The sequence below is a fragment of the Bradyrhizobium roseum genome (assembly GCF_030413175.1).
Lineage (GTDB): Bacteria > Pseudomonadota > Alphaproteobacteria > Rhizobiales > Xanthobacteraceae > Bradyrhizobium > Bradyrhizobium roseum.
This window is the reverse complement of record NZ_CP129212.1, coordinates 6,994,118-7,006,527: the sequence shown is the minus strand read 5'-3', so window position 1 is coordinate 7,006,527 and position 12,410 is coordinate 6,994,118. Positions and strand designations below refer to the sequence as shown.

The window sequence follows — 12,410 nt, the reverse complement described above, 5'->3', positions numbered from 1 at the left end:
AGAAAATTCATCGCGCGCTGGTATCGGGATCTGGTCAAGTCTGCGAAAAATAAAAACAAAGTCGCAGTCATATTCAGGAGGAGAAACTCGGTGAAGATTTCCAGACGTACCTTGCTGGCGGCGTCCGCCGCGTTCGCGGTGACGCCGGCGCTGGCGCAGCAGGCCAAGAACATGACGCTGGTGGTGCCGTTCCCGCCGGGCGGTTCCACCGACGCGCTGGCGCGGCTGCTGCAGTCTCATCTGCAGACCAGGCTCGGCCGCACCGTGCTGGTGGAAAACAAGTCCGGCGCGGCCGGCTCGCTCGGCGCCGTGCAGGTCGCCAAGAGCGCGCCCGATGGCGCGACCTTCCTGGTCACCTTCGATTCGCATGCGGTGATCCCCGCGATCCTGGAAAAGCCGGGCCTCGATGTCGACAAGGATCTGGTGCCGGTGTTCCTGGTCGGCACCGCGCCTTATGTGGTCGCGGCGAACGGCGAACGGCCGTACAAGACGATTGCCGACGTCATCGCGGCCTGCAAGGAAAAGCCCGGCGCGGTGAAATACGCCTCGGTCGGCATCGGCACGCTCGGCCATCTGGCGATGACCGTGCTCGGCAAGAAGGCCGGCGTCGAGATCACGCATGTGCCGTATCGCGGCGGCGGCCCGGCGATGAACGACGTGCTCGGCGGCCATGTCGACCTGATCATCGGATCGGCGGCGCTGATCACCGCGCAGCTCGGCACCGACCGGCTGCGCCCGATCCTGCAGATGGGCCGCGAGCGGTTGGCCGCGCTCAAGGACACGCAGACCGCGATCGAGGCCGGCTATCCCGATTTCGAGACGCTGGCCTGGTGGGGCATCTTCGCGCCCAAGGACACGCCGGCCGACGTCATCGCCGGCATGGCGAAATCGGTGAAGGAGATTTTGAGCGAGCCGTCGGTCGCGGCCAGCCTGAAGGAGACGCAGCAGATGACGCTGCTGCTCGCCGACGCCAAGGATTTTTCGACGTTCTTCGCCAAGCAGGTCAGCATCTGGGGCCAGGTGGTGCGGGAGAATAATATCAAGGCGTAGCGGCGCGACGCAGAGGCCGACATGGCAAAAGGGGCTGTCGGTGGACGGCTCCTTTTTCTTTTGCGTTCGAGCATCGACCGCATCTGAGGAACGTTCGAAGAACGCGTGCGTTGCCGCTTCGAGAAGGAGCGTCACCATGAGCCATCCGAAGACGGAACCGACCGACAATACCAAGAAAGATCCCGACGAGTGGGTCTCGGGCGATGACCCGATGACCGGCGCCCAGGCGTCTTATCTGAAGACGCTGTGCGAGCAGGCGGGAACGCCCGAGGCGTATGACGACAACCTCACGAAGGCGGCGGCGTCGAAGATGATCGACGACATGCGCGAGAAAGCGAAGGTAGCATAGCCATGCCCGAAGAACCGATGATGACGGAAGCCCAGCGCGACGAACTCAAGACGCTCTGCCAGAAGGCGGACGTGCCCGACAAATCCGGCGAGTTGCTCACGCAAGAGGGCGCCCAGCACTTTATCGACGATCTGAAAGAGCAGTTGGTCGATCGCAAATAGTGTCGGCTGCCGTCGCCCAGGGCGCGCAGCTGGCAACGCCTATCTGGATATGTGAGTGGCTTGCGCCCATGCTTCGAGGCGCTCGCGTCGCTCGCTTCTCAGCATGAGGTCGTTGTGTGGCGACACGCCAGACCTCATCCTGACGAGGCGGCGAAGCGGCCGTCTCGAAGGATGGCCGCAATACCGATCTGATTCCGGGTACTGGCAACCTTATCGTCGCGCGCCCGTTGAATGCGCATGAGACAGTCAAGCCAGCAGGCCTCCAGTTCGTCCCCGCTTCCCGGCGCAGAGGTTGATACCAGCAATCCCATCGAAACCACCGAGCAGCTCCGCATGGCCATCGATCAGGGCCACGGCAAGGTCGACGCGACCGATCCTGCGGCGGCGCCGCTTGGAACTGACGATGAAGCGGGGGGATCTCCCAACACGGCGGCCCAGGTTCGACTGGCGGCATCTCACGAGATTCGCCCGAACCACAAGCGGCAGCGGATGACGGGAATCGGTGACGCGTGGTGGATCATCGGCATATTCGTCTTCATCGGATCGTCGATCGTTGCTTCAGCGTTCTGGATATAGCGGCCGGTCATGAGCGATTTCGTCGACAAGCAAGGCGGCGCCTATGATCACGTGACCTTTGCAGGAATCCGCAGCCTTAGCAGGTCAAGGACACAGCAACCCCTCACCAGAAGGTGCAATGGGGCGCGCACGTACGGGCCGAGCCGCTTCCGGGAGTGGAGAGGGCTCCGCTTCAGGACGTTCAGTCGCGGCAAGCAGCAGAGGGTGGGTTGATGCCCTGCTCGATCGTGCGAGCTACTGGAAATAGGCTGCCACATGCCGTATAAAGCCGCACAATCCGGTCCCGTAGCTCAGCCGGATAGAGCGACGGTTTCCTAAACCGTAGGTCGCATGTTCGAGTCATGCCGGGATCGCCAGCTTCGGTCGGGTTCATCATTGCGCCGGCCCCGGGCGCCGAGATGGCAGGTCAGATTGCGAATTGCACTCCAGCCTTACTCGGACGAGGGCGATGAACCAGCCAATTCGGTCGCATCGCCTTCCGAGCGGGCGGCGCTGAGGATGAGCCTTCGCAGCCAGATGTGATCCGGCTCTGAATGAACTCTTTCGTGCCACAGCATCCGGTATCCGAAGTTCGGAAGCTCCAGTGGCGGTCCCACCAGGCGAAGGCGGCTGTCGTCAGAAAAGTTTTCCGCGGCGCGGCGCGGAATGGTCAGAACGAGGTTCGAGCCCGCCGCCACCAGTGCGGCGGTGGCGAAGTAGGGAATCCGCACCGCGACATGTCGGCTATGGCCGAGTGTCGCAAGCGCCGTATCGACCGGGCCCGTTCGACCTCCGACCACCGTCACCAGGATGTGTGAAGCGGCAACATAATCATCGAGACGCAACCGGCCGTTTTTTGCGCGATCGAGAAGCGGGTGACCGGCGCGCACCAGGCAGGCGAAGGTCTCTCGAAAAAGGTCGCGTGTTCGGAGGCTGGGCGGCACCGGGTTGTCGCTATAGAGCGCCAGGTCGACATTGGTTTCGCCCAGATTTTTGAAGGTCTGTCCATCAACGGGAACGATCTCCACGCTGGCCTTGGGCGCGATGGCGAACATCAGGCCCGCCAGCCGTGGCAGGATAACCGTCGCCCCGTAGTCCGTCGTCGCGATGCGGAAAACGCGCTCGGTGCTGGCGGGATCAAAGGGATGCCTGTCGGCAAGCAGGTCGGTGACGCCAGCCAGCGCCTTTTGGACCGGTTCAAGGAGCGCGCTGCCCCTGATCGTCGGCCTCATGACCGCCCCCGATTTGACCAGCAGGGCGTCATCGAAGGTCTGGCGCAGTTTCGCGAGCGCCCGGCTGACGGCGGGCTGACTCATTCCACTTTGCTCCGCGGTCCTGGTGACACTCCGCGTTTCCAGGAGCGTTCTCAAGACGACGAGCAGGTTGAGGTCGACTCGAAACAAGTCGTCGTCTGCGGACATTCGGCCTGACGTTCCTGGCCGTCGGCGCGATCAGCCGACGAGGTTATTCGCTTAGCGGATAACGTGTATCGGATGACGTCACTTTCTGCAATTCCGGCGGTCGCCTAGGATTCAAACCCTGGGTGCGACGCCTCAAGATCCTCTTGCGGCGGCACGGAGATGAGAAGTGGATTCCCCTTTGAACAAACTGTTGATCAATCGGCGCACGGTGATGTTGGCCGCCGCCGTAACGGGCGTGGGCGGTGCGGCCAAGGCGCAGGCGCCAGCCGCTACGGGGAGAAACGCTGGCCACTATCGGTTCCGCATCGGCGAGATTCAGGCCACGGTACTGAGCGACGGGCTCCTGGCCGGGCCGCCGAAAGTCTATGCCAGTGATGCGCCCGAAATGGAGCTGCGCGAGGCGTTGATGCGCGCATTCCTGCCCACGGACACGATGACGCTCAATCTCAACACGCTGCTGATCGAGACCGGCGGGCGTCGCGTGTTGATCGAAGCCGGCGCCGGGCAGACGATGGGCCCCAACGGCGGTCGACTGTTCGACAATCTCTCGGCGATCGGCCTGCGGCCGGACGATATCGACGTGGTGGTTGTTTCCCATACCCACCCGGACCATGTCGGCAACCTGCGTAGCGCCACAGGCGGGAAGGCTTTCCCGCGCGCGACCGTGTATGCGCCGGAAGCCGATTGGGACTTCTTCATCCGCAATGATCCCGATCTTTCCTACATGCCGGTGAATGCGGAATTCCGGCGCCGGTTTGGCGAAGCCATCAAGCGAAGTGTCGAGCCGATCGCGGGCGATATCGTGCTGTATCGGCCTGGATCGGAGATCGTTGCGGGTTTGACGACGCTGCCTGCATCCGGGCACACGCCGGGCATGGCGTCGTTCCTCGTGCATTCGGGATCAGACCAGCTCCTGCTCACGGCGGACCTGGCCTATCACCCGGTCGTCAACGTCGATCGTCCCTGGCGGCCGGGCCCGGATCGCGACAAGGATGCCGCCTTGCAATCGCGCCGGCGCATATTCGATCGGGCAGCGGCCGACAAGCTGCTGGTTCTGGGTTTCCATTACCCCTTTCCCGGCCTTGGCCGGATGCTCAAGACCGACAGCGGTTACGCATGGGTTCCCGCGAATTGGCAGTTTTAAGCACGCGTGAAAGACGCTCCCGTTATTGATTCACCCGCGCTGGTCCCGCCTTGCCGACCCGCATGATATCTGCAACAGGGATGACTGACCTTCGGGAGACGCTTTTCCAAACCGCAGGTCGGAAGCTCGAGTCTTCGCGGGATCTCCAGCTCGTTCGGGTTCACAACGCGGGTCTCCGCGGGTCCAATCAGCCCATGACCGATATCATCACGATCACTCCGAGCCCGGCGATCGATCTCTCGACTTCGGTCGAGCGGATCGTGCCGGTGGCCAAGCTGCGCGGCAAGACCCAGCGCCGCGATCCCGGTGGCGGCGGCGTCAATGTCGCGCGGGTGATCCGGCGGCTCGGCGGTGATGCCCGTGCGATCTACCCGGTCGGCGGCGCGATCGGAAAGCTGCTGCGGCAATTGCTCGACCAGGAGGGCGTCGTCAGCCAGACCTGGGCGATCGCGGGCGAGACGCGGGAGAATTTCTTCGTCGATGAGATCGGTGCAGGCCGGCAATACCGCTTCATTCTTCCCGGTCCGCGGCTTGCCGAATCCGAGTGGCGGGAATGCCTGACGCTGGTTGCGGCGCTTGAACCCTTTCCCCGCTATCTGGTCGCGAGCGGGAGCCTGCCCGAGGGCGTGCCCGACGACTTCTACGCGCAGGTGGCGCGGATCGCCAAACAGCGCGGCGCGAAGTTCGTGCTGGATACGTCGGGACCGGCGCTGGCCGCGGCGGCGGCCGAAGGCGTCGATCTCATCAAGCCGAATCTGCGCGAGATGCGCGAGTTGACCGGAAGCGAGCCGTCGGACGCTTACGAATGGGAAGTGGCCGCAAGGGATCTGGTCGGAACGGGGAAGGCGACCGTCGTCGCGTTGACGATGGCCCACCTCGGCGCGGCGCTGGTGACGCGCGATGAGGTGCTGCGCGCGCAGCCGATCCTGATCACGCCGCGCAGCGCGGTCGGCGCCGGCGACAGCTTTCTGGCGGCGCTGATCTGGCGGCTTGCGTCGGATGCCTCGCGTGCCGATGCCTTCCGCCTGGCCGTCGCCGCCGGCGCCGCAGCCCTGCTGCATCCCGGAACGGAGCTGTGCCGGCCGGCCGACGTCGCGCGCCTGGCCGAGCAGGTGACGATCGAGAGGGGATGAGCCGCCGGCGGTTCGGTCGTGGCAACAGGTCGTCTCAAGCGCCCACCGCCGGTTAAAAGAGGTCTGTTGGCAAAGACTTAGCTACTTTGCATGGGGTTGTTTTCGATGTTTTGTGTTGGCGCCCTTCGGCGCCAACCCATCCCGCTTCAGGCGCCGGCCGTGAGCAGCGCCTTGAAATCCGCCCGGGCGCGTTGTGCTTCGCTTTTGGCCGTCTCCGACGCCTCGCCGAGGCCGAAATAGCCGTGAATCAGGCCGAGGCCGTCATGATAGCTGGTCGGCACCCCGGCGGCCTTTAGGGCGTCGGCGTAGGCCTTGCCCTCGTCGCGGAGCGGATCGAACCAGGCGGTCGTGACGACCGCGGGCGCAAGGCCGGCGAGGCTGTTGGCCCGCAGCGGCGACACGCGCCAGTCGGCGCCGTCTTTCGGGTCGACGAGGTAGTGGCCGCAAAACCATTCCATGGTGGCGCGGGTGAGGAAATAGCCTTCCGCGTTCTCGCTGCGCGAGGGGAAGCGCGCGTTCTCTTTTGTATCGGCGAAGTTTCCGGCGACGTCGGTGACGGGATAGACCAACAGCTGCGCCGCCAGCCTGATGCCGGCGTCGCGACAGGCGATCGCGGTGACGGCCGCGAGGTTGCCGCCGGCGCTGTCGCCGGCCACGCCGACGCGGCTTGCTTCGCCGCCGAATTCGGCGATGCGGTCGATCACGTCCTTGGTCGCCGCGACGGCATCCTCGAACGCGCCGGGAAACTTGACCTCGGGCGGGCGGCGATAGTCGACGGAGATGACGACCGCGCCGGTCTCGATCGCGAGCCAGCGCGCCTGCCGGTCGTGGGTGTCGAGATCGCCGGCGACCCAGCCGCCGCCGTGGAAGAACACGACCGTCGGCGACTTCCCGCTGCCGTTGCGGTAGAGCCGCGCGCCGAGGAATCCGGCCGCGCCCTTCACCTTGATGTCCTCCGCGCTCGTCACCGGCGGCGGCGGGACCGCCGCGCGCGAGGCCGCCAGCGCACTGAGCGCCTCGCGCGCACTCTGCGGCGTCATCGACGTCGGATCGCGCAGCGGCAGCAGCGGGATGATCTGGGCGATGACGGGGTCGAGCGGTGGAATCATGGGAAACGCGCCTCCGTTGCGGAATAATGCGTCAGCATAGGTAACGGGAGCGGATGCCGCAATCGCAGCGTTTGAACGAAAGAGGCGAGCTGATTTCGTTCAATTGGTAGTGAGTCCGGCAAGCAGACACACGGCCTGCGTCGATAGAATCGTGTGCCGTTTACTTCCCGTTAGCCGTAAGGGGGCGCGCGCGGAACGGGCCGACGGACTTGTTCGTTACTTCCTTATCAAGGGAGTGGTGCCATGGATCGGATTGCGAGTGTGAACCGGACCCTCGACGACATGCTGGTGCAGCTCGGCGGAATGGTGCTGAGATTGTCCAGCCCGCAGGTGACGCGGACGCCCGAAGAGCGGCGCGCGCTGGCGTGCTCTGTCCATCAATATTCAGTGTGCGCAGCCCGCTCCGACGATCCGCGCGTGCACCAGCTCAAGTCCGAGCTGGAAGCCACGATCAAGCCGCGTTTGCGGCTGGTGGTCAGCAGGTAAGGCGCGGCATGCCGGATAGCGGATCGCCTCAAAGCGTCTTGAGGTATTCGATCAGCGCCTTTCGATCGTCTGCCGACAGGGCCGGTCCGATCACGCCCGTGATTTCCTTGTCCTTGCTGAAATCCTTCCTGAATTCGTGCCCCCTGTTCGAATTGCCGCGAATCGAGGTGTCGAATACGAAGCCGTTGGCGATCGGGTCGGTCTTGTAGCCGAGCTTCACGGGGTCGTATTCGCGGCTGCCGAGATAGAATGTCCGCGGCCGATTATCGGGATCACCGAGAAGATCTTCGATGGTCGGCACCGAAGCGTTGTGCAGATAGGGCGGCGTCGCCCATATGCCGTTGAGCGGACGCACCTTGTAGGCAAGCTCGCCGCGGAGTTCGTTCGGCATGTAGCCGTCGAAGCGCTTGCGCTCCGCCGGAGTCGCGGGCGGCTTCCGCTGGTCGAAGATGGTGTTGACGGTCTTCTCGACCAGTTCGCCCAGCGCGAACGCGAAGCTGCTGCTCTTGATTCCGAGATTTTCGGGCACCGCGACGGTTCGGGCGATCATGTCCGCCGCCTGCGCGGGATCGGTCCCGATATGCGAGATCGGAATGTTCTCGACCACGAGGATCGGCTCGCCGGCCTCGTTCTTGCGCCACCATTTCTTGTTGTTGAAATCGTAAAACGCCTCGCTCGTCACCGGCGGGCGATGACATTCCTGGCAATGGGTCTTGTAGAGTTCGGCGCCCTTGTCGGCCAGCTTCTGGTCGACCGGCGGCAGAATGTCGGCCGGCCATTTCGGCGACCGCAGGCCCGGAAAGCCGGTCTTGGCATTCGGCAGCGTGTCGCCCTTGATCATCTGCTCCATCGCGAACAGCTTGTCGACGTCGACGCTGGATTTATAGAGGCCCTTCGACGGATCGGTCAGATTGAGTTCGGCCGACACGCCGAGCGATTCGCCGGCGTTGCGCACCATCGGCTGCATGATCGAGCCATTGTACTGCACCCAGTCGAACCATGGCGTGTTCCAGATCCGCGGGTAATGCACCGGCGCGGAGGAGCCGGCGTAGTTTTCCGGCTTCTTCAGGTCGATCGAAAACACCTGGTTGCCGATCCGGTTGAGCGCGTCGAGCCGTCCGTAACCCTCCAGAATGCTCTGGGAGGCGACCCGTTCTTCCAGGTTCTTCACCTGCTTGTACTGGGCCAGGACCTGATCGAGCTGGTTCTTCAGCGTCGCGCGGTCGTCGATGCTCGAGTCTGGTCCGAGGATGCGGTCGGCGAAACGGTCGAACCGGCCGGGTACGAGGCGCGTCATCAGCAGCGAGATGCCCATGCCCTGCTTCATCACGAAGAGATTGGTGAGCGCCGGTCCGCCGTCGATGACGACCGCGGTGTCGTTATAGGTGAAGCTGCCGGTGTGGCAGGCCGCGCAGGTCAGGCCGACGCTGATCATCTCCTTCTTGGTCCGCGGGTTGCGCCAGACCGCGCCGGTCGGGTCGAGCATCGGCGTGCCCTTCGCGATCCCGATAGGAAGCGCCTCCTTGCCGGGAATGACGGTGTCCGGGATGAAGCCATAGCGGTCGAGATAGGCGGTGTCGCTGAACAGGCCGACCTTGGCGAACGGCATCCACGAAATCGTCGGCTGCTCCAGCGCCATGAACCACTCAAACGGGAAGCCGAAAGTGCGCGTTCCCTGGTCGGCGTGATAGAACCAGCTCAGCTTCTCCTTTGATATGCCCTGGTCGAGCCAGACCGTCTTCTTCGGTGCGGGGCGCTCCACGATCTTCACATGCAGATCTTGCCAGAGCTTGGCGGCATCGTCCTTCACGACGCCGTAGACGACGGCGACGATCGCCAGTGCGATCACGATCTTTGCAATCCTTTTGCCACGCATGGCCCCGCCCCCTTTCAAAACCGCGCGTCGGTTACGTCGAAACATCCGTCTATCAAAAAACGCCGAAAGGCGAATCACCCTTGGCGTGCGATTCAATATGATACTACCGTATAGTGGCGCCAGAGACCTGTCCATGAATCCGGCTGCGCTGCCCCGCGCATGATGTCACGCCGACCGCGGCCGAGGCAGGCCCTAGAATCGCATCGATTCAGTTCAGGGCGTCGCCTCGGTCATTCCCCGAATCACTTATGAGCAATCCCTGCCAGTTTCGCGGCGCCGTCATGTATGAAAAGGTCGCTTGACTTTGACGTCGCGTCAAACCCGCACAATGCGCTCCTCGAAACAGAGGAGCCGCTTATGGCCGCCCGCCACAGCTTTATCCATCTCTCCCTCGGCACTCTGGCCGCCGCGTCGGCAGCCGTTGCCTTGCCGCGATCCGCCCGAAGCGAAACCTTTCAGATTTGGAGCCGTACGATCAAGACCTTGGTGACCCCGCGACCACGCCTTCCCCGCAAGCTGAAACGAAGTCCGCTCATGGATGGAGAGTTCTGATGTTCCGAATCGGCGAATTCGCCCAGATCGCGCAGGTATCGAGCCGGCAGTTGCGGTTCTACGACCAGATCGGATTGCTGCAGCCCGCCCATATCGATATCCAGACCGGCTATCGCTACTACAGCATCCGGCAATTGCCGCGACTGAACGGCATTCTCGCACTGAAGGAGCTCGGCCTCTCTCTGGAGCAGATCGGGCCGCTGTTGAAGGACGCGATCTCGCCAATCGAACTACGGGCCATGCTGACGCTGAAGCGGGCAGAAGTGGAGCGGTCGCTGCGCGCGGAGGAGACGCGCTTGCGCCATATCGAATCCCGCATCGCGCAAATCGACCGGCACGGCGGCACGGAAGGATTTGACGTCATCCTCAAATCGGTCGAGGCAACGCCGTTCCTGTCGCTGCAATGTTCGTGCGCCGACATGGACGAAGTGGTCCGGATGGTCCGCCTCGTCGCCGAAGACGGTGCGCGGCAGATCAGGCCGGCGCTGCGCGACAAGCTGGTCGTGGTCGCGCGCAACGATCACGACGACGACAAGCTCGATCTCGAGATCGGCTTCTCGTTGACGCGGCCGTCCAATGGCGGCGTCCGCCTGACCGGCGATTATCTGCTGCGCGCCGGCGAACTGCCGGCGGTGGAGGCCATGGCGACTCTCGTCCGGCCGGGCACCAATATGGAAAGCCACAGCTCATTCGGCGCGGTCGGCAGCTGGATCGAAGCCAACAACTACCAGATCGCCGGGCCGTGCCGTGAAGTATTCCTGGAGTCCATTACCGGGCCTCCCGGCTTCGAAGGCGCACTGGTTGAGATCCAGTTTCCCGTGAAGCTGGCCGCCTAGCTTCCTTTCACTCTCTCAAACCACCGACTCCGGCACGCGTGCGCGTTCCGGCCACCCGAACCGCTGTGCCGGCTTCCGGCCGGCGGCCAATCCCAACAGGAGTAGACATGCTTACGATTCACGGCGTTCCGCTTTCCGTTCACACCAGAAAGGCGATCGTCACCGCGATCCTGAAGAAGATCGACTACACGTTCGAGGTGGTGATTCCGGTGATGCCCGGCAACCCGCCTGCCAATTGGGGCACGCTCAGCCCAACCGGACTAATCCCGGTCATGCAGGACGGAGATTTTACGCTCGCCGATTCGACCGCCATCTGCCTCTACCTCGAGAGGAAGCAGCCCGCGCCGCCGATCTTGCCGGCGGACATCAGGGACTATGCGCGCGTGCTGTGGTTCGACGCCTATGCCGGCGGCACGATCTTCCGGCATGTGGTGCATCCGCTGTTCGCCCAGACGATCGTCGGCCCCCATATCCGCAACGTCCCGACCGACAAGGCTGTGGTGGATGATGTGCTGACGAATGTGCAGCCGAAAATCCTTGGCTATCTCGAACGCCAGATCGGAGGAAGATTCCTTGTCGGCAACGCCATGACACTGGCGGACATCGCGATCGCGTCGAACTTCATCGTCTATCAATATGTGGGCTTTGAAATCGACGCCGCCCGGTATCCGAATCTCGCAAACTATCTGCGCGGGATCGTTGCGACCGCGCCGTTCCAGCAGGCGCTGGCGGACGAGAGGCCGTTTGTCGATCAAATGGGACTGAAGCGCGATTTCCTCTCGGCGGCCTGACGTCCGTTCCGCGGGAACATTTCGGCCGTGGCGTTCTCGGCCACGGCCGGGATTGTTTTGGTCGTGTTCGCTTTCGCTCGGTTGTTTCCTCTATACTGTCCCGGTCATCCCAGTGTTGCCGATCGGATCATATGACAATCGTTGACGCGCAATCGCTCCGAATCGAGGTTGGCCCGGGCGAGGCGGTTTCAGCCTTGCTGGTCGCGCCGCCGCAGGCTCGGGCGTGTTATGTCTTCGCGCACGGGGCCGGCGCGGGCATGACCCATGCGTCGATGGAAGCTGTCGCAGACGGTCTGGGCGCGCGCGGCATCGCGTCGTTGCGCTATCAGTTTCCCTACATGGAGAGGGGGAGCAAGCGACCCGATGCGCCCGCGGTCGCGCACGCCGCGGTGCGGGCGGCGGTGGCGGAAGCCGGGCGGCGCTGCGATGCTTTGCCGCTGATCGCGGGCGGCCGGTCGTTCGGCGGGCGGATGACGTCGCAGGCGCAGGCGCTCTCACCCTTGCCCGGCGTGCGGGGGCTGGCGTTCTTCGGCTTTCCGTTGCATCCGGCTGGAAAACCCTCCCGCGACCGGGCGACGCATCTCGCCGATGTCAAAATCCCGATGCTGTTCCTGCAGGGCACGCGCGATGCGCTGGCGGAGCTGAGCCTGCTCGAACCCGTCGTCAAAAGTCTGGGATCGCGGGCGACGTTGTGTTTGCTCAAGGGCGCCGATCATTCCTTCCACGTGCTGAAGAGTTCGGGGCGGAACGATCAGGAGGTATTGGATGAGGCGCTGGATGCGTTCGCGGCGTGGGTTAAGGCCATTGTGTAGAAGTCGTCCCTGCGAACGCGGGGACCCATAACCACAGGCTTCGGTTGTTGAAACGAAGCCTTCGAACAGCAACCCTCAAAACACACGTCACGGCGTATGGGTCTCTGCGTTCGCAGGGACGACGGATGACGGAGT

General features: G+C 63.6%; 13 protein-coding genes and 1 tRNA gene. 11 read left to right on the top strand and 3 right to left on the bottom strand.

What is annotated here, in order from left to right; all coding sequences use genetic code 11:
- The first annotated feature begins 90 nt into the window (after positions 1-90).
- The 5 genes from QUH67_RS33175 (at position 91) to QUH67_RS33155 (ending at position 2,492) form a co-directional block, all read left to right on the top strand.
- Positions 91-1,050 carry a Bug family tripartite tricarboxylate transporter substrate binding protein gene (locus QUH67_RS33175; protein ID WP_300944130.1) on the top strand — a complete coding sequence of 320 codons (960 nt, stop codon included), beginning with the start codon at positions 91-93 and terminating at the stop codon, positions 1,048-1,050.
- A gap of 136 nt (positions 1,051-1,186) precedes the next feature.
- Entirely contained in the window at positions 1,187-1,399 is a 213-nt protein-coding gene (locus QUH67_RS33170; RefSeq protein WP_300944128.1) for a DUF3072 domain-containing protein, read from the top strand.
- A 2-nt stretch (positions 1,400-1,401) separates the two neighbouring features.
- Positions 1,402-1,560, top strand: a complete 159-nt coding sequence (locus QUH67_RS33165) for a DUF3072 domain-containing protein (RefSeq protein WP_300944126.1) — start codon at positions 1,402-1,404, stop codon at positions 1,558-1,560.
- Positions 1,561-1,893: 333 nt separating this feature from the next.
- The gene (locus tag QUH67_RS33160; RefSeq protein WP_300944124.1) at positions 1,894-2,136 is read left to right on the top strand and encodes a hypothetical protein; all 243 of its coding nucleotides are present in this window, start codon (positions 1,894-1,896) and stop codon (positions 2,134-2,136) included.
- Positions 2,137-2,415: 279 nt separating this feature from the next.
- Positions 2,416-2,492, top strand: a tRNA-Arg gene (locus tag QUH67_RS33155).
- Positions 2,493-2,567: 75 nt separating this feature from the next.
- Here QUH67_RS33155 and QUH67_RS33150 read toward each other — a convergent pair.
- The gene (locus QUH67_RS33150; RefSeq protein ID WP_300944122.1) at positions 2,568-3,536 is read right to left on the bottom strand and encodes a LysR family transcriptional regulator; all 969 of its coding nucleotides are present in this window, start codon (positions 3,534-3,536) and stop codon (positions 2,568-2,570) included.
- 211 nt (positions 3,537-3,747) lie between these two features.
- On the opposite strand from QUH67_RS33150, the gene QUH67_RS33145 reads away from it, so the two are divergent.
- Complete coding sequence (locus QUH67_RS33145; protein WP_300948257.1) at positions 3,748-4,680, top strand: MBL fold metallo-hydrolase; 933 nt, start codon at positions 3,748-3,750, stop codon at positions 4,678-4,680.
- Between the two features lie 194 nt (positions 4,681-4,874).
- Positions 4,875-5,813, top strand: a complete 939-nt coding sequence (locus tag QUH67_RS33140) for a 1-phosphofructokinase family hexose kinase (protein WP_300944120.1) — start codon at positions 4,875-4,877, stop codon at positions 5,811-5,813.
- 146 nt (positions 5,814-5,959) lie between these two features.
- Here QUH67_RS33140 and QUH67_RS33135 read toward each other — a convergent pair whose 3' ends face one another.
- Positions 5,960-6,922 carry an alpha/beta hydrolase gene (locus QUH67_RS33135; RefSeq protein ID WP_300944118.1) on the bottom strand — a complete coding sequence of 321 codons (963 nt, stop codon included), beginning with the start codon at positions 6,920-6,922 and terminating at the stop codon, positions 5,960-5,962.
- Between the two features lie 243 nt (positions 6,923-7,165).
- Here QUH67_RS33135 and QUH67_RS33130 point away from each other — a divergent pair, with 243 nt between their 5' ends.
- On the top strand, positions 7,166-7,408 hold the full coding sequence (locus QUH67_RS33130) for a hypothetical protein (protein ID WP_300944116.1): 243 nt from the start codon (positions 7,166-7,168) through the stop codon (positions 7,406-7,408).
- A gap of 28 nt (positions 7,409-7,436) precedes the next feature.
- Here QUH67_RS33130 and QUH67_RS33125 read toward each other — a convergent pair whose 3' ends face one another.
- Positions 7,437-9,284, bottom strand: a complete 1,848-nt coding sequence (locus QUH67_RS33125) for a di-heme-cytochrome C peroxidase (RefSeq protein ID WP_300944114.1) — start codon at positions 9,282-9,284, stop codon at positions 7,437-7,439.
- 551 nt (positions 9,285-9,835) lie between these two features.
- On the opposite strand from QUH67_RS33125, the gene QUH67_RS33120 reads away from it, so the two are divergent.
- The 3 genes from QUH67_RS33120 (at position 9,836) to QUH67_RS33110 (ending at position 12,275) form a co-directional block, all read left to right on the top strand.
- Entirely contained in the window at positions 9,836-10,672 is an 837-nt protein-coding gene (locus QUH67_RS33120; protein WP_300944112.1) for a MerR family transcriptional regulator, read from the top strand.
- A gap of 107 nt (positions 10,673-10,779) precedes the next feature.
- Complete coding sequence (locus QUH67_RS33115) at positions 10,780-11,463, top strand: glutathione S-transferase family protein (RefSeq protein ID WP_300944110.1); 684 nt, start codon at positions 10,780-10,782, stop codon at positions 11,461-11,463.
- A 131-nt stretch (positions 11,464-11,594) separates the two neighbouring features.
- On the top strand, positions 11,595-12,275 hold the full coding sequence (locus QUH67_RS33110; protein ID WP_300944108.1) for an alpha/beta hydrolase family protein: 681 nt from the start codon (positions 11,595-11,597) through the stop codon (positions 12,273-12,275).
- The last annotated feature ends 135 nt before the right edge of the window (positions 12,276-12,410 follow it).

Bases quoted from the DNA above. Each gene is read 5' to 3' on its own strand.
- QUH67_RS33130 (WP_300944116.1), top strand. From the start codon at position 7,166: ATGGATCGGATTGCGAGTGTGAACCGGACCCTCGACGACATGCTGGTG.
- QUH67_RS33120 (WP_300944112.1), top strand. From the start codon at position 9,836: ATGTTCCGAATCGGCGAATTCGCCCAGATCGCGCAGGTATCGAGCCGG.
- QUH67_RS33135 (WP_300944118.1), bottom strand. From the start codon at position 6,922: ATGATTCCACCGCTCGACCCCGTCATCGCCCAGATCATCCCGCTGCTG.
- QUH67_RS33150 (WP_300944122.1), bottom strand. From the start codon at position 3,536: ATGTCCGCAGACGACGACTTGTTTCGAGTCGACCTCAACCTGCTCGTC.
- QUH67_RS33170 (WP_300944128.1), top strand. From the start codon at position 1,187: ATGAGCCATCCGAAGACGGAACCGACCGACAATACCAAGAAAGATCCC.
- QUH67_RS33110 (WP_300944108.1), top strand. From the start codon at position 11,595: ATGACAATCGTTGACGCGCAATCGCTCCGAATCGAGGTTGGCCCGGGC.
- QUH67_RS33115 (WP_300944110.1), top strand. From the start codon at position 10,780: ATGCTTACGATTCACGGCGTTCCGCTTTCCGTTCACACCAGAAAGGCG.
- QUH67_RS33165 (WP_300944126.1), top strand. From the start codon at position 1,402: ATGCCCGAAGAACCGATGATGACGGAAGCCCAGCGCGACGAACTCAAG.
- QUH67_RS33125 (WP_300944114.1), bottom strand. From the start codon at position 9,284: ATGCGTGGCAAAAGGATTGCAAAGATCGTGATCGCACTGGCGATCGTC.
- QUH67_RS33145 (WP_300948257.1), top strand. From the start codon at position 3,748: ATGTTGGCCGCCGCCGTAACGGGCGTGGGCGGTGCGGCCAAGGCGCAG.
- QUH67_RS33140 (WP_300944120.1), top strand. From the start codon at position 4,875: ATGACCGATATCATCACGATCACTCCGAGCCCGGCGATCGATCTCTCG.
- QUH67_RS33160 (WP_300944124.1), top strand. From the start codon at position 1,894: ATGGCCATCGATCAGGGCCACGGCAAGGTCGACGCGACCGATCCTGCG.